Source organism: Saccharothrix lopnurensis, assembly GCF_042658445.1.
In the GTDB taxonomy this organism is placed as follows: Bacteria; Actinomycetota; Actinomycetes; order Mycobacteriales; family Pseudonocardiaceae; genus Actinosynnema; species Actinosynnema lopnurensis.
Map to the genome: position 1 here is coordinate 41,133 of NZ_JBHSQO010000044.1, position 19,976 is coordinate 61,108.

The 19,976-nt window shown below is 74.9% G+C and carries 21 protein-coding genes; 7 read left to right on the forward strand and 14 right to left on the reverse strand.

What is annotated here, in order from left to right:
- Positions 1–12: 12 nt before the first annotated feature.
- Complete coding sequence (locus ACFP3R_RS29780) at positions 13–1,098, forward strand: cobalt-precorrin-5B (C(1))-methyltransferase (protein ID WP_380640732.1); 1,086 nt, start codon at positions 13–15, stop codon at positions 1,096–1,098.
- Here the strand turns inward: ACFP3R_RS29780 and cobM are convergent.
- Genes cobM through ACFP3R_RS29795 form a run of 3 tightly spaced genes read right to left on the reverse strand, consistent with a single transcriptional unit; the run spans position 1,071 to position 3,396 of the window.
- Positions 1,071–1,814 carry a precorrin-4 C(11)-methyltransferase gene (gene cobM / locus ACFP3R_RS29785; protein WP_380640734.1) on the reverse strand — a complete coding sequence of 248 codons (744 nt, stop codon included), beginning with the start codon at positions 1,812–1,814 and terminating at the stop codon, positions 1,071–1,073. The two genes, ACFP3R_RS29780 and cobM, sit on opposite strands and share 28 nt — an antisense overlap.
- Positions 1,811–3,007 carry a precorrin-6y C5,15-methyltransferase (decarboxylating) subunit CbiE gene (cbiE, locus tag ACFP3R_RS29790; RefSeq protein ID WP_380640736.1) on the reverse strand — a complete coding sequence of 399 codons (1,197 nt, stop codon included), beginning with the start codon at positions 3,005–3,007 and terminating at the stop codon, positions 1,811–1,813. Before cbiE ends, cobM begins: the two co-directional genes overlap by 4 nt.
- A complete protein-coding gene (locus ACFP3R_RS29795; RefSeq protein WP_380640738.1) occupies positions 3,004–3,396 on the reverse strand; it encodes a TIGR03618 family F420-dependent PPOX class oxidoreductase in 393 nt (130 codons plus the stop codon). The genes cbiE and ACFP3R_RS29795 overlap by 4 nt, the downstream gene beginning before the upstream one ends.
- Before the next feature lie 186 nt (positions 3,397–3,582).
- On the opposite strand from ACFP3R_RS29795, the gene srmL reads away from it, so the two are divergent.
- Positions 3,583–4,629: a PheS-related mystery ligase SrmL gene (gene srmL, locus ACFP3R_RS29800; protein ID WP_380640740.1), complete on the forward strand. Its 1,047-nt coding sequence runs from the start codon at positions 3,583–3,585 to the stop codon at positions 4,627–4,629.
- On the opposite strand, the gene ACFP3R_RS29805 is transcribed toward srmL, so the two are convergent.
- From ACFP3R_RS29805 to ACFP3R_RS29820, 4 genes are read right to left on the reverse strand one after another with little or no spacing between them, the layout of a single operon-like run.
- Positions 4,605–6,416: an aminotransferase class V-fold PLP-dependent enzyme gene (locus ACFP3R_RS29805; protein WP_380640742.1), complete on the reverse strand. Its 1,812-nt coding sequence runs from the start codon at positions 6,414–6,416 to the stop codon at positions 4,605–4,607. The two genes, srmL and ACFP3R_RS29805, sit on opposite strands and share 25 nt — an antisense overlap.
- The gene (locus ACFP3R_RS29810; protein WP_380640744.1) at positions 6,416–7,174 is read right to left on the reverse strand and encodes an amino acid ABC transporter ATP-binding protein; all 759 of its coding nucleotides are present in this window, start codon (positions 7,172–7,174) and stop codon (positions 6,416–6,418) included. The genes ACFP3R_RS29805 and ACFP3R_RS29810 overlap by 1 nt, the downstream gene beginning before the upstream one ends.
- A complete protein-coding gene (locus ACFP3R_RS29815; protein WP_380640746.1) occupies positions 7,171–7,998 on the reverse strand; it encodes an amino acid ABC transporter permease in 828 nt (275 codons plus the stop codon). Before ACFP3R_RS29815 ends, ACFP3R_RS29810 begins: the two co-directional genes overlap by 4 nt.
- On the reverse strand, positions 7,988–8,902 hold the full coding sequence (locus tag ACFP3R_RS29820) for an ABC transporter substrate-binding protein (protein WP_380640748.1): 915 nt from the start codon (positions 8,900–8,902) through the stop codon (positions 7,988–7,990). Before ACFP3R_RS29820 ends, ACFP3R_RS29815 begins: the two co-directional genes overlap by 11 nt.
- A gap of 148 nt (positions 8,903–9,050) precedes the next feature.
- Between ACFP3R_RS29820 and trxA the strand changes: the two genes are divergently transcribed.
- Complete coding sequence (gene trxA / locus ACFP3R_RS29825) at positions 9,051–9,428, forward strand: thioredoxin (protein WP_380640750.1); 378 nt, start codon at positions 9,051–9,053, stop codon at positions 9,426–9,428.
- Between the two features lie 31 nt (positions 9,429–9,459).
- Here the strand turns inward: trxA and ACFP3R_RS29830 are convergent, their stop codons facing one another.
- On the reverse strand, positions 9,460–10,395 hold the full coding sequence (locus tag ACFP3R_RS29830) for a YihY/virulence factor BrkB family protein (protein WP_380640752.1): 936 nt from the start codon (positions 10,393–10,395) through the stop codon (positions 9,460–9,462).
- 80 nt (positions 10,396–10,475) lie between these two features.
- On the opposite strand from ACFP3R_RS29830, the gene ACFP3R_RS29835 reads away from it, so the two are divergent.
- Genes ACFP3R_RS29835 through ACFP3R_RS29845 form a run of 3 tightly spaced genes read left to right on the forward strand, consistent with a single transcriptional unit; the run spans position 10,476 to position 11,934 of the window.
- A complete protein-coding gene (locus ACFP3R_RS29835; protein ID WP_380640754.1) occupies positions 10,476–10,880 on the forward strand; it encodes a phage holin family protein in 405 nt (134 codons plus the stop codon).
- Positions 10,877–11,647 (forward strand): DUF3618 domain-containing protein, encoded by a 771-nt coding sequence (locus ACFP3R_RS29840; protein ID WP_380640755.1) that lies wholly within the window; start codon positions 10,877–10,879, stop codon positions 11,645–11,647. Before ACFP3R_RS29835 ends, ACFP3R_RS29840 begins: the two co-directional genes overlap by 4 nt.
- On the forward strand, positions 11,620–11,934 hold the full coding sequence (locus tag ACFP3R_RS29845; RefSeq protein ID WP_380640756.1) for a DUF4235 domain-containing protein: 315 nt from the start codon (positions 11,620–11,622) through the stop codon (positions 11,932–11,934). Before ACFP3R_RS29840 ends, ACFP3R_RS29845 begins: the two co-directional genes overlap by 28 nt.
- 19 nt (positions 11,935–11,953) lie before the next feature.
- Here the strand turns inward: ACFP3R_RS29845 and ACFP3R_RS29850 are convergent, their stop codons facing one another.
- From ACFP3R_RS29850 to ACFP3R_RS29875, 6 genes are all read right to left on the reverse strand, one after another.
- Positions 11,954–12,097 (reverse strand): hypothetical protein, encoded by a 144-nt coding sequence (locus ACFP3R_RS29850; protein ID WP_380640758.1) that lies wholly within the window; start codon positions 12,095–12,097, stop codon positions 11,954–11,956.
- Between the two features lie 40 nt (positions 12,098–12,137).
- The gene (locus ACFP3R_RS29855; protein WP_380640760.1) at positions 12,138–12,899 is read right to left on the reverse strand and encodes an enoyl-CoA hydratase/isomerase family protein; all 762 of its coding nucleotides are present in this window, start codon (positions 12,897–12,899) and stop codon (positions 12,138–12,140) included.
- A 318-nt stretch (positions 12,900–13,217) separates the two neighbouring features.
- Positions 13,218–14,156: a hypothetical protein gene (locus ACFP3R_RS29860; protein WP_380640762.1), complete on the reverse strand. Its 939-nt coding sequence runs from the start codon at positions 14,154–14,156 to the stop codon at positions 13,218–13,220.
- 98 nt (positions 14,157–14,254) lie between these two features.
- Positions 14,255–15,478, reverse strand: a complete 1,224-nt coding sequence (locus ACFP3R_RS29865; RefSeq protein ID WP_380640764.1) for a HEAT repeat domain-containing protein — start codon at positions 15,476–15,478, stop codon at positions 14,255–14,257.
- A gap of 107 nt (positions 15,479–15,585) precedes the next feature.
- Positions 15,586–16,383: an esterase/lipase family protein gene (locus tag ACFP3R_RS29870; RefSeq protein ID WP_380640766.1), complete on the reverse strand. Its 798-nt coding sequence runs from the start codon at positions 16,381–16,383 to the stop codon at positions 15,586–15,588.
- A 121-nt stretch (positions 16,384–16,504) separates the two neighbouring features.
- On the reverse strand, positions 16,505–17,395 hold the full coding sequence (locus ACFP3R_RS29875; protein ID WP_380640768.1) for an alpha/beta fold hydrolase: 891 nt from the start codon (positions 17,393–17,395) through the stop codon (positions 16,505–16,507).
- Between the two features lie 174 nt (positions 17,396–17,569).
- On the opposite strand from ACFP3R_RS29875, the gene ACFP3R_RS29880 reads away from it, so the two are divergent.
- Positions 17,570–19,930, forward strand: coding sequence for a Tex family protein (locus ACFP3R_RS29880; protein ID WP_380640770.1), 2,361 nt, complete (start codon positions 17,570–17,572; stop codon positions 19,928–19,930).
- Positions 19,931–19,976 lie beyond the last annotated feature (46 nt).

Consider the following 19,976-nt stretch of genomic DNA (forward strand, 5'->3'; position numbering starts at 1 on the left):
CATCCTGTCGTCGTGAGCACGGACCTGCGCTTCGGCTGGACCACCGGCGCCTGCGCGACCGCCGCGACCACCGCCGCCTACACGGCGCTGCTCACCGGCGAGTTCCCGGACCCGGTGGGGATCGTGCTGCCCAAGGGGCAGACGCCGGCCTTCGCGCTGGCCCGGGAGGAGCTGGGCGAGGGGTTCGCCGCCGCCTTCGTGGTCAAGGACGCGGGCGACGACCCGGACGTCACGCACGGCGCGCTGGTCGGCTCGACGGTGCGGCGCGGCGAGCCGGGCACCGGGGTGGTGTTCCGCGCCGGGTCGGGCGTGGGCACGGTGACCAAGCCGGGCCTGCCGCTGGAGGTCGGCGAGCCCGCGATCAACCCCGTGCCGCGCCGGATGGTGCGCGAGCACGTCGAGCGGGTGGCGCGCGAGCACGGCGGCAGCGGCGACGTGGTGGTGGAGATCTCCGTGGCGCACGGCGAGGAGCTGGCGCGCCGCACCTGGAACCCCCGGCTGGGCATCCTGGGCGGGCTGTCGATCCTGGGCACCACCGGGATCGTGGTGCCGTACTCGTGCTCGGCGTGGATCGACAGCATCCGGCGCGGGGTGGACGTGGCGCGGGCCGCCGGCCGCACGCACGTCGCCGGCTGCACCGGCAGCACGTCGGAGCGGGTCGCGGCGGAGCTGCACGGGCTGCCCGAGGACGCGCTGCTGGACATGGGCGACTTCGCCGGGGCGGTGCTGAAGTACCTGCGGCGCCACCCCGTGCCGCGGCTGACCGTGGCGGGCGGCATCGGCAAGCTGTCCAAGCTCGCCGACGGGCACCTGGACCTGCACTCGGGCCGGTCGCAGGTCGACCTGGGCTTCCTGGCCTCGCTGGTGGGCGATGCCGAGGTGGCCGCGCGGGTGCGGGGGGCCAACACGGCGCTGGGCGCGCTGCGGGTGTGCCAGGAGGTCGGGGTGCCGCTGGGCGACCTGGTGGCGGCGCGGGCGAAGGCCGTCGCGGACGGGGTGCTGCGGGGCGCGCCGGTGGCCGTGGACGTGGTGGTGATCGACCGGGCGGGGACGGTCGTGGGGCGGGCGGGTCACGAGCGGCAACGGTCGGCCGAGTAGAGGTGGCTGTCGGGGAACCCCTCGGCGGCCAGCACCCGGCCCACCACGATCACGGCGGTGCGCCTGATCCCGGCGGCCAGCACCTGGTCGGCGATGGTGGCCAGGGTGCCCCGCAGGACCTCCTCGTCGGCGCGGCTGGCCCGCGCCACCACGGCCACCGGGCAGTCCGGGCCGTAGTTCGGCAGCAGGTCGGCCACCACCTCGGTGATCCGCTGCACGGCCAGGTGCAGCACCAGCGTCGCGCCCGACCGGCCGAGCGAGCCGAGATCCTCCCCCGGCGGCATGGGGGTGGCGCGCGCGGCGGTGCGGGTGAGCACGACGGTCTGCCCCACGCCGGGCACGGTCAGCTCCCGGTTGAGCGCCGCGGCGGCGGCCGCGAAGGCGGGCACGCCCGGGGTCACGTCGTAGGGGATGCCCAGGGCGTCGAGGCGCCGCGCCTGCTCGGCCACCGCGCTGAACACCGACGGGTCGCCGGAGTGCAGGCGGGCCACGTCGTGGCCGGCGGCGTGCGCGGCGGCCAGCTCGGCGACGATCTCGTCCAGGGTGAGCGACGCGGTGTCCACCAGGCGCGCGTCCGGCGGGCAGTGCGCCAGCACCTCGGTGGGCACGAGCGCGCCCGCGTACAGGCACACGGGCGCCTCCGCGAGCAGGCGGGCGGCGCGCAGCGTCAGCAGGTCGGCCGCGCCGGGGCCCGCGCCGATGAAGTGGACGGTCACCGGTCCTCCTCCGTCATGGGGTCCTCCGCCACGGGGTCCTCCTTGGTCACGGCCCAGGTGGTCACGGGCAGGTGCGGTCGCCACGCGGTGAAGCCGCCGACGGGCGCGGCGCGGCTGACCTCGACGCGGGTGAGCTCGCCGCCCAGGCGCGCCCGCCAGCGGGTCAGGACGGCCTCGGACTCCAGGGTGACGGCGTTGGCGACCAGGCGGCCGCCCGGCCGCAGCGCCGCCCAGCAGCGCTCGACCACGCCGGGCGCGGTCAGGCCGCCGCCGACGAACACGGCGTCCGGCGGCTCCAGCTCCCCGGGGTCCAGGACGGCGGGCGACTCCCCCACCACGACGCGCAGGCCGGGCACGCCCAGGGCGGTGGCGTTGCGGGTGACGCGGGCGGCGCGCCCGGGGTGCCGCTCGACCGCGACCGCGCGGCACGCCGGGTGGGTCCGGCACCACTCGACGGCGATGCTGCCCGCGCCCGCGCCCACGTCCCACAGCAGCTCGCCGGGGCGCGGGGCGAGCAGCGCCAGCGACACCGCGCGCACCTCGCGCTTGGTCAGCTGGCCGTCGTGCTCGTAGGTGTCGTCGGGGCGGCCCGGGGTGGTCGACGCGCCGTCGCGGCCGCACTCCAGGGCCAGCACGTGCAGCGGGTCGGCGGCGGCGAGGTCGTGGTGGACGCGCTCGCGCGGGCCGCCGAGCTGCTCCAGGACGGTGATCCGGGCGTCCGGGGCCAGGGCCGCGACCTCGGCGGGCGAGCCGCCGAGCACCAGGACGCGCCGGCCGGGGTGCAGGTGCGGCACGAGCAGCGCGGCGGGCTTGCCGACCAGGCTGACCACCGCCACCCCGTCCAGCGCCCAGCCCAGCCGCGCGCAGGCCAGCGAGGCCGACGACGGGTGCGGCACGGCGCGCACCCGCTCGGCGCCCACCAGCCGGACCAGGGTGGAGCCGATGCCGTGGAACATCGGGTCGCCGCTGGCCAGCACGACGATCCGGCGGTCCCCGTGGCGGCTCAGCAGCCCCGGCAGGGCGGGCAGCAGCGGCGAGGGCCACGGCACCCGCTCGGCGTCGCCGGGGACGAGGTCGAGCTGGCGGGCGCTGCCCACCAGGACCTGACAGGAGGCGATCTCGCGGCGGGCGGCGGGAGCGAGCCCGTCCCACCCGTCGGCGCCGATGCCGACGACGGTGACCGGGGCGCTCACACCGTGCCCAGCACGCGGGTCACGACGATCTCGATGACCACCCGCTCGGGGTTGGGGCGGGGGGTGCGGTAGCGCCGCGCGTACCGCTGCTCGGCGTCCGCGACCGCCCCGGGCTCGCGGCGGACGGTGGCCCGGCCCTCCAGCGTGGACCAGCGCGCGCCGTCGACCTGGCACACCGCGACGGCCGCGCCCGCCTCGCCGGCGGCCAGGACGTGGCGGACCTTGGTCGAGCCGCCCGAGGTGATCACCCGCGCGGTGCCCGTGCCCACGTCCAGGGTGACGCCGACCGGCACGACGTGCGGCGTGCCGTCCCGCCGGACCGTGGTCAGCGTGCACAGGTGGCGCTCGGTCCAGAACGCGCGGAAGTCCTCGCCCTTGGTCGACAACATGGGTGCATCATGCGGCACGCCCCGGCTAAGGTGGAAAACGTGACACGTCGATTCAGCCGCCCCCGGCCGGGAGACCCGGTCGTCGGGGCCCGCGGCGTGCGCTGAAGTCCACGCGGTCCCGTCGGCGGACCGGCCAGGGGGTGCACCCCGCACCGTCCAGCCGACTCCCCCGAAAGGGACACCGCGATGATCCGCGACCTCAGCGACCCCGCCTCCGGGGCGCACGCCGTGCAACTGCTGCTCGACGAGATCCTGGCCGCCCTGCCGGTGGCCGACGTGCGCGTCCGGCGGGATCCCCCGGACGTGTCGATCGACGACAACTACACCGCGCTGGGCTACCCGCCGGACGCGGTCACCCGTGACGCCCGCTACACGCGCTACACCACCGAGGGCCGGATGCTGCGCAGCCACACCACGGCCATGGTGCCGCCCGCGCTGCGCCTGCTGGGCGCCACCGACGACTGGGACGACGTGGTGCTGGCGTGCGTCGGCGTGGTGCACCGGCGGGACGCGGTCGACCGGGTGCACTCGGGCACGCCGCACCAGCTCGACCTGTGGCGGATCTCCCACCACGAGGCGTCGCTGGACGAGCTGGTGGGCGCGGTGCTCGCGGCGGCGGTGCCGGGCCTGCCGCACCGCGCCACACCCGCCACCCACCCGTACACCACGGCCGGTCGGCAGGTGGACGTGCTGGTGGACGGCCGGTGGCTGGAGGTCGCCGAGTGCGGCGTGGCGGCCCGGCACGTGCTGGACCGGGCCCGGCTGCCCCGCGAGGTGCGCGGCCTGGCCCTGGGGCTGGGGCTGGACCGGCTGCTGATGCTGCGCAAGGGCGTGCCGGACATCCGGTTGCTGCGCTCCACCGAGCCCCGGGTGGCCGCGCAGATGCTCGACCTCGCGCCGTACCGGCCGGTGTCGCGGCACCCGGCGATCACCCGGGACCTCTCGGTGGCCGTCGCGGCGGACGCCGACGCCGAGACCCTCGGCGACGCGGTCCGGGCGGTCGTGGGCGACCTGGCAGAGGAGGTGCTGGTGGTGGGCGAGACCCCGGTGGCCGGGCTGCCGCCGGCGGCGGTGGCCCGGCTGGGGGCGCGCCCCGACCAGAAGAACGTGCTGCTGCGCCTGGTGCTGCGCCACCCGACCCGCACCCTGACCGACGAGGAGGCGAACGCCGCGCGGGACGCCGCGCACGCCGCGGTGCACGAGGGCGATCAGCCCCTGACCTCGTTGAGGTAGTTGTAGATCGTGTACCGGGTGACGCCGAGCACGCCCGCCAGGTGGTCCACGGAGTCCCGGATGAGGAACAGCCCCGCCTCGTCGAGCACGCGCACCACCTGCGACTTGTGGGACTTCTTCATCAGCTCCACCGGCACGCCGACCGCGTCGACGGCGCGTTCGACGAGCAGGCGCTGGAGGGTGTCGACGTCACCGGGGAACGCCTCGACGGCGCGCCCCGGGCCGGGCGCGCCGTTCCCGGGGTTGCGGGGCTCGGGCCGGCCGTTGCCCGGGTTGCCGTCCACCGGGTTGCCGGGCCCTGGATTGCCGTCCACCTGGTTGCCGGGCCCCGGGTCGCCGGGCCCCGGGTCGCTGTTGACGCACAGGCAGCCGACCGCCACCCCGCGCTCGTCGCGCAGGAACACCGTGGACGAGCGGATCACCCGGCCGTCGGGGGCGTAGGTCTCGTAGCCGGCGAGGTCCTGGGTGGTGCCCCGGCGGACCAGGCCCAGCAGCAGGTCGGTCATCGGCCCGCCGACCGCGCGGCCGGTCAGGTCGCCGGCGATGGCGACGATCGAGTTCGGCAGGGCGCCGAGGTCGTGCAGCACGACCTCGGTGCCCGGCCCGAGCGCCGCGGCCAGGCTGTTGACCGTGGGGACGAGGGCGGTGAGCACGTCGTGGGTGACGGGGGGCGCGGCGACCGCCCGGGGTCTCGGCCCGGCCAGCCCCTTCAGCGCGGCGGCGAACCGCTCGACCGTGCCGGGGGTGGTGGAGGCGTGCGGTGAGACGCGCACGTGCTCCGGTCGCACGGTCGCGGTCACGCCCGCCTCGGCCAGCGCCGCGCCGACCACCGGCGACGGCAGGTCGGGCAGGGTGAAGGCCAGGATGCCCGCGTGCCGGTCGGTCGCGCGCACCACCTCGCCGCCCGCCTCCCGGACCGCCTCGGCCAGCGCGCCCGCCTGCTCGGCGACCCGCCGGTCGAGCGCCGCCACGCCGGCCAGCTCGACCAGCTCCAGCGCCGTGGCCAGCGCACCGGCGGCGACCGGGCTGAGGTTGGTGATCGACCAGCCCGCCGCGCCCTCGCCCACCGGGTGGACGGCGTTGTCGAACAGGCCGGGGTCCTCGGCGCCGGTCCAGCCGGACAGCACCGGGTCCAGGCGCTCCAGGGCGCGGTCGGACAGCGCCAGGAAACCGGTGGACCAGCCGGCGCGCAGCCACTTCTGGCCACCGACCACCAGCACGTCGGCCGCCTCCCACGGCTCGTCGACCACGCCGAAGCCCTGGATGCCGTCCACCACCAGCAGCCGGTCGCCCACCACCTCGCGCAGCGCGGCGAGGTCGGCGCGGTGGCCGGTGCGGAAGTCCACGGCGCTGACCGACACCGCGCGCACCTCCGGGGTCAGCGCCGCGCGCACCGCCCCGGGCGTCACCGGACCGGGGGGCAGCCAGGTCACGTCCACGCCGGGCGAGCGCACCCACGGGTAGGTGTTGGCCGGGAACTCCCCCGCCGACACCAGCACCCCGCCGGACAGCCCGAGCGCCACCTGGAACAGGCCGGTGCTGGTGTTGGGCAACAGGGTCACGTGGTCGGTGTCGCCCCGGCAGAGCCGCGCCGCGGCGGCCTTGGCGCGCAGCTCCTGGCGCATCAGGTCGTCCACCGTGGACGGCCCGGCGGCCGCCGAGACCTCCAGCAGCCGGGTCGACGCCTCCACCACGGCGTGCGAGGGCGGCCCGAACCGGGCGAAGTCCAGGTACCCCTCCGGCTCGTGGAACTGGACGAGGTAGGAGGACGGGACGCGCGTGGCCACTAGAGCACCTTCGCGAGGAACTGCCGCGTGCGCTGCCGCTGCGGGTCGTCCAGCACCTGCGCGGGCGGCCCCGCCTCGACCACCGCGCCGTCGACGAGGAACACCACCTGGTCGGCGACCTGCCGGGCGAACCCGATCTCGTGCGTGACCACGACCATGGTCATGCCGTCGCGGGCGAGGTCGGTCATCACGTCGAGCACCTCGCCCACCAGCTCGGGGTCCAGCGCCGAGGTGGGCTCGTCGAACAGCATCAACTTCGGCCGCATGGCCAGCGCGCGGGCGATGGCCACGCGCTGCTGCTGGCCGCCGGACAGCCGGTGCGGGTAGGCGTCGACCTTGTCGGCGAGGCCGACGCGGGTCAGCAGCGCCCGCGCCTGCTCGACCGCCTCCCGGCGCGGCCGGCGCAGCACCCGGACCGGGCCCTCGGCCACGTTCTCCAGCGCCGTGCGGTGCGGGAACAGGTTGAACCGCTGGAACACCATGCCGATGTCGCGCCGCTGCCGGGCGACCTCGCGCTCCGGCAGCTCGTGCAGCCTCCCGCCGCGCTCGGCGAAGCCGACCGGCGTGCCGTCGACCCAGATGCGGCCCGCGTCGATGGTCTCCAGGTGGTTGACGCACCGCAGGAAGGTGGACTTGCCCGCGCCCGAGGGCCCGAGCAGGCACACCACCTCGCCGGCGGCGACCTCCAGGTCGACGCCGCGCAGCACCTCGGCCGCGCCGAAGGACTTCCGCACGCCGACCGCGCGCACCAGGCTCACCGGACCGTCCCCCTGCCGTAGTAGCGCTCCAGGAAGTGCTGCCCGACGCTCGCCAGGCTGACCACCACCATGTACCAGGCGGCCGCCGCCAACAGCGTCTCCATGACCTGGAGGTTGCGCGAGGCGATGTTGTTGGCCGCGTGGATCAGCTCCAGGAAGCCGATGACCGAGGCCATGGACGTGCCCTTGAGCATGTTGACGAAGTTGTTGCCGGTCGGCGGGATGATCACCCGCATGGCCTGCGGCAGCACCACGCGCCGCAGCGTGGTGGCGGGCGTCATGCCGATGGCCTTCGCGGCCTCGACCTGCCCGTGGTCCACGCTGGTCAGGCCGGCCCGCACGATCTCGGCCATGTAGGCGCTCTCGTTGAGGCCCAGGCCGAGCAGCGCCGCCACGAACGCGGTGACCAGGACGTTGGTCTTCTCCTCGTAGAGGCCGAAGATCGAGATGTGCTCGAACACCAGCGCCAGGTTGAACCACAGCAGGATCTGGAGCAGCACCGGCAGGCCGCGGAACAGCCACACGTAGCCGGCGGCGAACCAGCGGGCGACCGGGTTGGGCGAGCGCCGCAGCAGCGCGATGCCCACGCCGAGCACGATCGCGCCCGCCTGGGCGACCACCGCGAGCACGACCGTGTTCACCAGGCCGCGCAGCATGATCTCGTGGGTGAAGAAGCCGGGCACGGCCGCGTAGTCGATCCGGGCGCCGGCCAGCGCCCAGGTCAGCGCGCCGAGCAGGGCGAGGATCACCGCGCCGCCGACCCAGCGGCCCCAGTGGCGCAGCGGGACGACGGTCAGGTCGTCGGTCCGCGGGTCAGCCGCCATTGACCGTCGCCTGCTCCACCGCGCCCCGGGCGACGTCCCACGCGTCGAGGACCCGGGTGTAGGTGCCGTCCTCGATCAGGGCCTGGAGGGCCCCGCGGAGGGCTTCGGTGAGTTGGGGGTTGCCCTTGGCGACGCCGATGCCGTAGGGGCCGCCGTTGATCGGCTCCAGGTCGACGACCTCGAAGAACTCGCCGTCACCCGCGGTCTTGGCGACGTAGACGGCGGTGGGCAGGTCGTTGAGGATGGCGGCCACCCGGCCGGTGCGCAGCTGGTTCTGGTTCTGCGTGTCGCTGTCGGTGGCGGTCACCTGGATGGCGTCCCCGGACAGGCACCGGTGCTCCTTGGCGAAGGTCTCCTGGCTGGAGCCCAGGTTGACCGCGACGGACTTGCCGCACAGGTCGTCCGGGCCCTTGACGCCCTCCGGGTTGCCCTTCTGCACCATGATCGTGATGCCGGAGGTGAAGTAGTCGACGAAGTCGATCGCCTCCTGCCGCTCGGCGGTGTCGTTCATCGCGGCCATGGTCACGTCGATCCGGCCCGCCTGGAGGCCGGTGATGAGCGAGCCGAACGCCATGTCCTGGTGCTCGACGGCCAGGCCGAGCTTGGCCCCGACCGCCTTGACCAGGTCGACCTCGGAGCCGACCGGGGTCTTGCCGTCGGCGGCGTAGAAGTTGTTCGGCGGGTTCTGCACGTTCGAGCCGACGCGGAGCTTCCCGGCCTGCCGGATGTCCTCGGGCAGGGCGGCCGCGAGGGCGTCGTCGCGGGTGACGGCCGCCACGATCGCCGCGGTGTCGGGGAGGTCGCCGGCCCCCGGGGACTCACCGCCCGGGGCGTTCCCCTCCGGCGACGTACCGCACGCGACCAGCGCGAACAGGGACAGGGCGACGGCTGCGGTCCGGCGCACGGGACACCTCCTGGCGATGGGGTGCCCCGAAAGCTACAACGTCCTGTTGAAGACGTCTACAAGTTGTTGAAGGGAATGCTCGGCGTGTCCGTTTCGTTGAGCGGGGTACCAGGGGTGTGATCCCCTGAGTCAACACCGAGGAGGACCTATGACCACCGTGGAGCTGACCGCGGAGAACTTCGACGAGGTTGTCGGCGGCTCCGAGATGGTCCTGGTCGACTTCTGGGCGGCCTGGTGCGGCCCGTGCCGCCAGTTCGCGCCGGTCTACGAGAAGTCCGCCGAGAAGCACGCCGACATCGTGTTCGGCAAGGTCGACACCGAGGCGCAGCAGCAGCTCGCCGCCGCGTTCCAGATCCGCTCGATCCCGACGCTGATGATCGTGCGCGACGGCGTGGTGCTCTACGCGCAGCCCGGCGCCCTGCCGGAGGCGGCCCTGGAGGACCTGATCGAGCAGGCGCGCAAGGTCGACATGGACGAGGTGCACAAGCAGGTCGCCGACCAGAAGGCGGAGCAGGGGTCGTCCTGATCCCCCTCGGTCGGCGACCCGCCAGCGGGCCCTAGTCGCCGTCCATCGCACGCGTGTCGCGGGGCGGGGCCACCGGGTCCTGCCCCGTCGACTCACCGGTCTCCATCCGCCGCCCGCGCTCCAGCTCGGCGTCCAGCTCCGCGCCCAGCAGCAGCATCAGGTTCGAGATCCACAGCCACACCAGGAAGATGATCACACCGGCCAGTGAGCCGTAGGTCTTGTTGTACGAGGCGAAGTTCGCCACGTACAGCGCGAAGCCCGTCGAGGCCGCCACCCAGGCCAGCACGGCCAGCAGACCGCCCGGCGTGATCCACAGGAAGCTCGGCTGCCGCACGTTCGGCGAGGCCCAGAACAGCAGCCCGACCGCGGCGCCGGCCAGCAGGAACAGCACGGGCCACTTGGCGATGTCCCACACCGTGACGAACGTCGAGCCCAGGCCCAGCAGGTCGCCCAGCCACTGCGCCACCCCGCCGGTGAGCGTGACGCCCAGCGCGGTCAGCGCGAGCAGCACCACCACGCCGACGGTCAGCCCCAGCCGCAGCGGGACGACCTTCCAGAACGGGCGGCCCTCCTCCACGTCGTAGATCGAGTTCGCGGCGCGCATGAACGCGCCCACGTAGCCCGAGGCCGACCAGAGCGCGGTCACCAGACCGACGATCGCCAGCAGCCCGCTCGCCCGCGACTGCTGGAGGTTCCGGATCGCGTCCTCGATGAACGTCTTGGCCTCACCCGGCCCCAGCACGTCCAGGCTGTCCACAATGGTCTGCGTCGCGTTCGGCCCGAGCAGGCCCAGCACCGAGGTCAGCAGCAGGAGGCCGGGGAACAACGACAGCACCGAGTAGTAGGTCAGCGCCGCCGCCCAGTCGGTCAGGTTGTCGTCGTTGAACTCCTTGGCCGTCCGCTTCAGCACGGCCCACCAGGAGCGCTTCGGCAACTGGGTCGGTGCGTCGGGTGCTCGTGTCGCCATGGCCGTCGGTTTCCCCCGAAGACGGGGCGTACACCCGGGGCTTTTTGGGTATGCCCGGGAGCGAGTGAGAGGAGAGGGCCATGGACCACGTCGCCACCGACCGCGAACCGTCCACCGCCGAACTGGTGAGCCGGCTCTCGGAGCAGGTGAGCAGGCTCGCCCGGGACGAGATCCGGCTGGCGGGCGCCGAGATGCGCGAGAAGGGCAAGCGCGTCGGCGCGGGCGCGGGGCTGCTGGGCGGCGCGGGCGTGCTGGCCTGGTTCGGCCTCGGCGCGGTCATCGCCGGCCTGGTGCTGCTGCTGGCCACGGTCTGGCCCGCGTGGGTCGCGGCGTTCGTCGTCGCGCTGGCCGTGTTCGCGATCGCCGGTGTGCTCGCCCTGGTGGGCCGCCGGCAGATCGAGCGCGGCACCCCGCCCCTGCCGGAAGAGGCCATCTCGAACGTCAAGCAGGACATCGCCACCGTGAGCGAGAGGGCACACCGATGAGCGGCCCGAAGAAGGACACCGGACCGACCGACCCGGACGAGCTGCGCGCCGACGTCGAGGAGACCCGGCGCGAGCTGGGCGAGACCGTGGAGGCGCTGGCGCACAAGGCGGACGTGCCCGGTCGGGTCAAGGAGAAGGCGCACGAGGGAGTGGAGAAGGTGAAGGAGACCGCGACGCGGGCCAACGCGGCGGTGACGGCGGCGGCGGGCAAGACGGCCGCCGCGGTCGGCCACGCGAAGGACGAGGCGGGCCGGAAGGCGGACCGGGCCGGGGCCGCGGCGGGCACCGCCGTCGGCGCCGCGGGCGCCGCGACCGGGGAGAAGGCGGCCGAGGTCGGCGAGAAGACCGGCGCGGTCGCGGCCCAGGTCGGGGAGAAGGCGAGCGCCGTGGCCGGCCAGGTCGGCGAGAAGGCGAGCGCCGTGGCCGGCCAGGTCGGGGAGAGGGCGAGCGCCGTGGCCGAGCAGGTGACCGAGAAGGCCGGCGTGGTCGCCGCGCAGGTGGGCGAGAAGGCCACCGCGGTGGCCGGGCAGGCGACCGTCGTCGCGGGCCAGGTGAGCGAGAAGGCGACCGTCGTGGCCGGCCAGGTCGGCGAGAAGGCGAGCGCCGTGGCCGGCCAGGTGAGCCAGAGGGCGAGCCGGGCGGTCGAGCAGCTGCCGCCGACCGTGCAGCAGCGCGTCGAGCAGGGCAGGCGGCACCCGGCCGCGGTCGTGGCGGGCGCGGTGGCGCTCGTGGTGGTGCTGTGGAAGCTCGCGCGGCGGGGGCGGTGACCGTGAACAAGCTCCTCTACCGCCCGCTGGGCCTGCTGTTCGGCGTGCTCGGCGGCGCCGCGGCCAGCGCGGTGTTCGGCCAGGTGTGGAAGGTCATCACGGGCACGAAGGAAGCCCCCACCGCGACCCAGAGGGACCGCGGGTGGGGCGAGGTGCTGCTGGCCGCGGCCGTCCAGGGCGCCATCTTCGGCGTGGTGAGGGCCGCGATCGACCGGGGTGGCGCGGCCGGTTACGAGAAGGTCGTCGGCGAGTGGCCGGGCGACACCAACAAGCACGACGGCAAGTGAGTCGCCCGGCGGGAGCCGCCTAGTCCGGCGGCTCCCGCCGACGTCCGCGCCGCTCGTCCTCGTCGAGGAACTGCTCCGGGTCCACGTCGAGGTCGGGCGGCTCCGGCGTGCCGGGTGAACGGGGCGGGTCCGGGTTGAGGGGTCGTTCCTCCGGTTCGGTCATGCCGACGAGGTACCCACCCCGGGGGTGTTGAACCTCCGCCTCAGAAGCGCGGGGGCCGCTTCTCCAGGAACGCCGCCACGCCCTCCGCGTACTCCGCGCTGTGCACGGCCTCGTCGTAGAGCGCCCGCACCGCGTCGTCCTCGTCGTGGTGGCCCTCGGTGATCCGGTTGACGATGTGCTTGGCGCCGCGCACGCTCACCGGGGCCCGCGAGGCGATGGTCCCGGCCAGCTCCGCGACCCGCGCCCCCAGCTCCTCCACCGGGTGCACCTCGTTGACCAGGCCGATGCGCAGCGCGGTGGCCGCGTCGATGATCTCGCCGCCGAACAGGATCTGCTTGGCCCACGCCGGGCCGACCGCGTCGACCAGCTGCCGGGTGGACAGGAAGTTGTAGACGATGCCGAGCTTGGCGGGCGTGATGCCGAACCGGGCGTCCGCGGCGGCCAGCCGCAGGTCGCAGGCGAGCGCGACCTCGCAGCCGCCGCCGATGCAGAACCCGGTGATCGCGGCGATGGTGGGCTTGCCGAGCGTGACGATGGACCGCTCCCCCGCGTGGACGGCCTCGCTGTAGCGGGCCGCGCCGTCCGCCCCGCTGCGCAGCGCGGAGAACTCGCTGATGTCGGCGCCCGCCGAGAAGTGCTCGCCGCCCCGGACCACCAGCACGCGCACCGCGTCGTCGTCCCGGACCCGGGCCAGCAGGCCGGGCAGCGCCGACCACATCTCGTAGCTCAGCGCGTTGCGCTTGGCCGGGCGGTCGATGGTCAGCGTGGCGACCGGACCCGCGGTGTCGAGCCTCAACGTCATCCCCGGAGGGTATGTCCCGGTGGCCCGTGGCCGGGCGTGAGCGCGCTCACGCGAGCGCCCGGAGGGCCGGGCCGGCCGGTGCCCCGCATCGCCCCATCCCGCAGCGCCCCCATCTCGCAGCGCCGCGCCGCGCCGAGCAGCGCCGACCGGGGCCAGATCCGGGGCGACCAGCGGCGCGGCCGGCAGGGCGCGGCACGCTCCCGGTGGCGCGGCACGCCACCGGGAGCCCCGGGACCCGCGGCACCTCCGCGACCGGCGGGGCCGGGTGGTGCGGAGGTGCGCGGTCGTGCGGCGCGGCCCGGTTACTGCCGGTACTGGTTACTGCCGGTACTGGTTCCGGGTGTACGTGAGGCTGAAGTCACCGCGGTTCGCGAAGTACACCGAGACCAGGTACGCCGGGTCGGTCGCGAGCAGGCCGCGCTGGAGGTCGCCGCCGTCGTTGCCGTCGTCCCAGCCCCACGCCGAGTTGGCCGCGTTGTCCTTGCCGTTGTCGCCGCGGAAGGTGCCCCAGCTCGCGAAGGTCGCGGTGTTGTTCCGCTGCGCCCACAGGCCGGCCGGGGCGAAGGTGTCGACGAGGCGGTAGCCGACCGAGCGGTCGTTGCCGCCCGACGGGACCTCGCCGGCCGCCGCGGGCACGTAGACCACGCCGTCGCCGCCGGGGAACTCCGCGCCGTTCCACGCGTACAGGCCGTGGCCCTTGGCCTCCTGGCGGGTGGTGGGCCGGTGGCCCTGGAGCCGCAGCGTGCCGTCCACTCCCTCCCGGCCCGAGGTGAAGGTGCTGCCGGGGGCGACGTAGGAGTAGAAGTCGCTGTGCGCCACCGTGACCACGGCTTCGAGCCGGCCGTAGGTCGAGCCGTCCTTGCGGACGGTGGCCAGCAGCCCCTCCATGTCGTTCTCGTGGGTGGTCAGCCCGAACGGGTCGGGCGCGTCGTCCCAGTCGCGCGGGTGGTAGAAGCCGTAGACGAGGAACCAGTGCGTCGAGGTCTCGGCGACGGAGTAGTAGGCCGCGCCGGTGAGCCGGGCGAGCGAGTCGTCCTGGGCCTCCCAGTTGTTCTGCGCGTTCCAGTCGCCATCGAAGTCCACAGTGGACAGGTAGTCGGCGTCATAATCCGAGGAGTCCGTGTCCTGGTGGTGGACCGGGGCCCAGTGGTTGGCCAGGTCCGCGTCGCTCACCGCGTGGGCGGCGGGCGCGGTCAGGAACGCCGGGAGCGCCAGCGCGGCGGCCAGGGCCGCGGCGAGCTTGCGTGCGGGGGTCATGCTCCACCTCTTCGTCAGGGTTTCCCGTCGGAGCCAACGGGCCGTCCGGAACCCTGGGGTGAAGCGCCGGCCAACACAAGACGTTGATCAGGTGATCGTTATCGGGAATCCCGTTGCCAGTCCTCGACAACCTTGATGAGCACGCCCTGTTCCACCGGATCGGCGGTTGCGCGCAGCCGGTCGCGCAGGGCGGGCAGCAGCGCGGCGGAGTGGGGGCGCATGGCCGCGAGGACGTCCTCCAGCAGGGGCAGCCGCCACGCCTCGTCGGCCCGGCGGTGCAGCGAGAGCCCGAGCCGGGGCCCGGTCAGCCGGTCGAGCAGCGGCGCGACGGCGCGTTCGTCGCCGAGGGCGGCGAGCGCGGTCAGGGCCGCGTCGGCGGCGGGCAGGTAGGCGTCCCGGGCGGCCAGGGCCAGGTCGTCGGCGTAGGGGGCGCGGGCGCGGGCGAGCAGGGTGGCGGCGACGCGGCGGTTCTCGGGCTCCTCGTCGGCCAGGCGGTCCGCGACCAGCGGCAGCACCTGCTCGCCGTCGACCGGGTGCGCGCACGCCAGCAGCGCGCCGGCGCGGACCTGGGGGTCGGGGTGGGGCAGCCAGGACGCCATCAGGCGGGTGCGCGCGGCCCGGTCCTCGCGCAGCTCGCGGCTGAGCCACCAGACCACCGCCGCGCCGCCCGTGCGGACCCACCACGCCTGGTCCCACACCCCGCTCCCCGGGTCGCGCAGCAGCGCCACGTGCGCGTCCGCCACCACCCCGGCCCGCCGCAGCCCGACCACCGCGGCCACCCGCACCGCGGGGTCCTCGTGGTCGAGCAGGCCGGTGGGCCACGACGCGCCGCCGCCCGGGAGGCGGCCGTGGGCGACCACCAGGCCCAGCCGGGCCGACCGGTCGGGCTCGGCCGCGAACCGGGCGCGCAGCGCGGGCGGCACGTCGGCGTGGTCGACGGCCTGGGCCAGCGGGAACGTCACCGCGCGGCGGACCTCCACGTCCTCGTCGCGCAGCAGCGCCAGCAGCCGGGGCACGGCGCGCGCCCACGCGGCGGCCCAGCCCGGGTCCACGTCGCGGGGATGGGCGGTGCGGCCGGCGTGGGCGAGGTCGCCGATCGTGTCCACCACCGCGGGCCGCACCGCCACGGCGGGGTCCTCGGCCAGGTCGACCAGGGCCGGCAGCGCGGCGGGCACGGCGGGGTAGACCCCGCGCCCGTCGCAGTAGAGGTTCATGTTCAACTCGCTGATGGCGGCCCCGGCGTGCAGCGGGTCGCGCACCTGCGCGAGGAGTCCCGGCACGTCGGTGGCCGGGCCGTACGCGTGTTCGAGCCGATGCCACACGAGGTGCACCGTAGGGGGCCCGACCGTGTGACACGATCAGGTTTCACCCGTTCGTGGGCTGCCGTCCCGCCGCCGACCGGGTCGCGCCCCGGTTCAGGAGCCCCGGTTCAGGCGGCCGGGAACATGCGCGCCATGCCGGGCGGCGGGGTGAACGGCCGCCAGCGCCCCGGCCGCTGGGCCAGCCGGTCGGCCACCACCCACAGCACGGTCGCGTTGTAGCCGTAGCCGAGGTGGCTCGACGCCACCGCCACGTTCTCGTGGCGCTTGCCGGTGGGCGAGACGCACGAGCGCCACGGCACGATCCCGTCCGACCGGGAGTAGACCGCGGTCGCGGGCACCGGGAACGCCGGGCGGGTGTGCTCGGGCGGCGGTGGCGGCGCGCCCGGCTCGTAGAACCGCGACAGCAGCCGGTAGACGGGGTTGACCCGGGTGTGCCGGGGGTCGGCGAGCGCGTACGGGCTGCCGAGCGTGATCACCTGCCGGACCGACCCCGGCCGCTGGCGGGCCAGCTCCCGGGCGAACACGCCGCCCAGCGACCAGCCGACGAGGCTGACCTTGCCGCGCCCGGCCAGCTCGCGCAGCAGGTCGCGCATCCCGTTGACGGCGGTGACCGACGGGCCGATGTTGCGGCCCAGGCCCCAGCCGTGGACCTCGTAGCCCAGGCCGGTGAGGAACCGGCGCAGCGGGCCGGTGGCCCGGTCGGTCGCGCCCAGGCCGGGCAGGACGAGCACGGTGTGGCCGTCGCCGCTGGGCGCGCCGCGCAGCAGCGCCCGGCCGGCGGCGAACTGGCCGATGTCGACCGCGGCGCGGGTCGGTTCGGTGAGGTACCAGAGCAGGCCCGGCTGGACGGCCTCGACCGCGGTGACCGGATCCAGGTCCGGCGGGATGTCCGGCAGCGTCGGCATGGCCCCTCCCGCTCCTCGTCGAGCGTCCCCCCGGGTCCATGATGTTTCGCCCTGGGGCAAACCGCCAGTACCGGCGGGTACCGAATTCGGTACCCGCCCGGTTGCGCGTTCGGTCCGGCGCTCAGTCCCGCGCCAGCCAGTCCACCAGCCTGCCACCGATCACGTCGGGGATCTCCAGCTGCGGCACGTGCCCGACGCCCGCGAACTCCTCGTACCGCCACGACGGGTTGCGCCGCGCCACCGCGCGGGCCGAGGTCACCGGCACCAGCCGGTCCCGGTCGCCGTGCACCAGGTAGACCGGCGCCTTCACCCGGCTCATCGCGGTGTGGTAGCGGCGGCTGGTGGCCCCGGTCCACACCACCGAGCGGGCGGCGGTCAGGAACGCCTCGTCCAGGCCGGGGATCTCGGCGCGCTGCTCCAGCAGGGACATCGAGGCGAGCACGACCTCCTCCGGCACCGACTTCGCGTTCGCGCAGACCAGGTTGAGCACGCGCTTGACCTGGCGGCGGGTCGACACGCCGCGGCGCGACCGCTCCAGGAACCGCCGGCCCAGGCCGGGCACGGCGTAGATCGCGAACGCGGCCGCGACCTGCGGGTCGACCCTCGTGCCCAGCGGCAGCGGGACGGCCGGGTCGAGCAGGGCCAGCGCGGTGACCGAGTCCGGGCGGCGGGCCGCGTGCAGGATGGAGATCATCCCGCCCATCGAGTTGCCGACCAGCGCCACCGGTTCGCCCACCACCTCGGCCAGGAATTGGTCGAGCAGCCGGGCGTTGGCGGGCACGGTGGTGCCGCGGCCCTCGGGGTGGGTCAGCCCGAACCCGGCCAGGTCCACGGCCAGCACGCGGTGGTGCTCGACCAGGTGGGGCGCGAGCAGGCACCAGTTGAGGTGCGAGCCGCCCAACCCGTGCACCAGCACGACCGGCGGCCCGTCGCCGCCGAAGTCGACGTAGTGCACCGCGCCGTCCAGGTCGGCGTACCGGCTCGTCCCGCCCCAGTGGTCGAGTGTGGTCATACCGGTCAGTATGTCGGAACCTGGCTGGTCAGCCGGGAGCGGCCCGGGGAACCGGGTTCCCCGCCGGAGCCGGGCGACCCGCCGCGGACGACGGCGCGCCCCGCCGGCGCGGGGGCGCGCCGGGCGGTCGGGGTGCCCGCTCGCGGCCGGCCGGGCAGGGCACAATGGCTCGCTGTGACCACTGCCATTCACCAGAGGATCGCCGACGAGCTCGGGGTGCGGGTCGGGCAGGTGAGCGCGGCCGTCGACCTGCTCGACGGGGGCTCCACCGTGCCGTTCATCGCCCGCTACCGGAAGGAGGCGACCGGCACTCTGGACGACGCCCAGCTGCGCACGCTGGAGGAGCGGTTGGGCTACCTGCGCGAGCTGGAGGACCGCCGCGGGGCCGTGCTGGAGTCGATCCGGTCGCAGGGCAAGCTGGACGAGGCGCTGGAGGCGCAGATCCTGGCCGCGGACTCCAAGGCCCGGCTGGAGGACCTCTACCTGCCGTACAAGCCGAAGCGGCGCACCAAGGCGCAGATCGCGCGCGAGCAGGGCCTGGAGCCGCTGGCCGAGGGGCTGCTGGCCGACCCGATCCTGGACCCGCAGACCACCGCCGCCGCGTACGTGACCGGCGAGGTGGCCGACGTCGCCGCCGCGCTCCAGGGCGCCCGCGCCATCCTGGTCGAGCGGTTCGGCGAGGACGGCGACCTGATCGGCGAGCTGCGCGAGCGCATGTGGGGCCAGGGCCGCGTCGCCGCGAAGGTCCGGGAGGGCAAGGAGGAGGAGGGCGCGAAGTTCGCGGACTACTTCGACTTCTCCGAGCCGTTCACCAAGCTGCCCTCGCACCGCATCCTGGCGCTGCTGCGCGGGGAGAAGGAGGTCCTCGACCTGGTCTTCGACCCGGCCGACGAGGACGAGCCCACCGGGTACGAGGCGCGCATCGCCTCCCGCTTCGGCGTCGACGACCGGGGCCGCCCCGGTGACAGGTGGCTGGGCGACACCGTGCGGTGGGCGTGGCGCACCCGGATCCTCGTGCACCTGGGCATCGACCTGCGGTCCCGGCTGCGGGCGTTCGCCGAGGACGAGGCCGTGCGGGTGTTCGCGTCCAACCTGCGCGACCTGCTGCTGGCCGCGCCCGCGGGCACCCGCGCCACGATGGGCCTCGACCCCGGGTTCCGCACCGGCGTGAAGGTCGCCGTGGTCGACGCCACCGGCAAGGTCGTGGCCACCGACACCATCTACCCGCACGTGCCCGCGAACCGCTGGGACGAGTCGATCGCCAAGCTCGCCGAGCTGGCCCGGCGGCACTCGGTGGAGCTGGTCGCCATCGGCAACGGCACCGCGTCGCGGGAGACCGACAAGCTCGCCGGCGACCTGCTCACGCGCCACCCCGACCTGCGGCTGACCAAGGTCGTGGTGTCCGAGGCGGGCGCGTCGGTGTACTCGGCGTCGGCGTTCGCGTCCGCCGAGCTGCCGGGCCTGGACGTGTCGCTGCGCGGCGCGGTGTCGATCGCCCGGAGGCTCCAGGACCCGCTGGCCGAGCTGGTCAAGATCGACCCGAAGTCCATCGGCGTCGGCCAGTACCAGCACGACCTCGCCGAGGCCAAGCTGTCGCGGTCGCTGGACGCGGTGGTCGAGGACTGCGTGAACGCGGTCGGCGTTGACCTGAACACGGCGTCGGCGCCGCTGCTGACCCGGGTCTCGGGCATCACCGCGGGCCTGGCCGAGAACATCGTGGTGCACCGCGACGCCAACGGCCCGTTCCGCACGCGCCGGTCGCTCAAGGACGTGCCCCGGCTGGGACCGAAGGCGTTCGAGCAGTGCGCGGGCTTCCTGCGCATCCCGAACGGCGACGACCCGCTGGACGCGTCCGCCGTGCACCCCGAGGCTTACCCGGTGGTGCGGCGCATCCAGCAGAGCGCGGACAGCGCGGAGCTGATCGGCAACACCGCGGTGCTGAAGAAGCTGCGGCCGCAGGACTTCGTGGACGAGCGGTTCGGCCTGCCGACCGTGACCGACATCCTGCGGGAGCTGGAGAAGCCCGGCCGCGACCCGCGACCCGCGTTCAAGACCGCCACGTTCGCCGACGGGGTGGAGAAGATCGCCGACCTCAGGCCCGGCATGGTGCTGGAGGGCGTGGTGACGAACGTGGCCGCGTTCGGCGCGTTCGTGGACGTCGGCGTGCACCAGGACGGGTTGGTGCACATCTCGGCGCTGTCGAACACGTACGTGAAGGACCCGCGGGACGTGGTGAAGTCCGGTGACGTGGTGCGGGTGAAGGTGCTGGAGGTCGACATCCCGCGCAAGCGGATCGGCCTGTCGCTGCGGCTGGAGGACGAGCCGGGGCGCAAGCCGCCGCGCGAGCCGCGCGGGGGTCAGGAACGCGGTGGTCAGCCGCGGGACGGCCGGCGCGGTGGTCGGGGTGGGCAGGGTCAGGGGCAGGGCCAAGGGCAGGGGCAGCGCGGTGGCGGCGGTCGGCCGCGCCGGGACGAGCGCCCGCCGGCGAACGGCGCGATGGCGGAAGCGCTGCGCCGCGCCGGCCTCGGCGGCTGATCCGGTCACCGGGGTGTCCCGTCCCGGGGCGCCCCGGTGGTCGTCG

Excerpts from the sequence above, each read along its gene's own strand:
- ACFP3R_RS29795 (WP_380640738.1), bottom strand. The coding sequence starts at position 3,396 with ATGTTGTCGACCAAGGGCGAGGACTTCCGCGCGTTCTGGACCGAGCGC.
- srmL (WP_380640740.1), top strand. The coding sequence starts at position 3,583 with ATGATCCGCGACCTCAGCGACCCCGCCTCCGGGGCGCACGCCGTGCAA.
- ACFP3R_RS29815 (WP_380640746.1), bottom strand. The coding sequence starts at position 7,998 with ATGGCGGCTGACCCGCGGACCGACGACCTGACCGTCGTCCCGCTGCGC.
- trxA (WP_380640750.1), top strand. The coding sequence starts at position 9,051 with ATGACCACCGTGGAGCTGACCGCGGAGAACTTCGACGAGGTTGTCGGC.
- ACFP3R_RS29830 (WP_380640752.1), bottom strand. The coding sequence starts at position 10,395 with ATGGCGACACGAGCACCCGACGCACCGACCCAGTTGCCGAAGCGCTCC.
- ACFP3R_RS29835 (WP_380640754.1), top strand. The coding sequence starts at position 10,476 with ATGGACCACGTCGCCACCGACCGCGAACCGTCCACCGCCGAACTGGTG.
- ACFP3R_RS29840 (WP_380640755.1), top strand. The coding sequence starts at position 10,877 with ATGAGCGGCCCGAAGAAGGACACCGGACCGACCGACCCGGACGAGCTG.
- ACFP3R_RS29850 (WP_380640758.1), bottom strand. The coding sequence starts at position 12,097 with ATGACCGAACCGGAGGAACGACCCCTCAACCCGGACCCGCCCCGTTCA.
- ACFP3R_RS29855 (WP_380640760.1), bottom strand. The coding sequence starts at position 12,899 with ATGACGTTGAGGCTCGACACCGCGGGTCCGGTCGCCACGCTGACCATC.
- ACFP3R_RS29860 (WP_380640762.1), bottom strand. The coding sequence starts at position 14,156 with ATGACCCCCGCACGCAAGCTCGCCGCGGCCCTGGCCGCCGCGCTGGCG.
- ACFP3R_RS29870 (WP_380640766.1), bottom strand. The coding sequence starts at position 16,383 with ATGCCGACGCTGCCGGACATCCCGCCGGACCTGGATCCGGTCACCGCG.
- ACFP3R_RS29875 (WP_380640768.1), bottom strand. The coding sequence starts at position 17,395 with ATGACCACACTCGACCACTGGGGCGGGACGAGCCGGTACGCCGACCTG.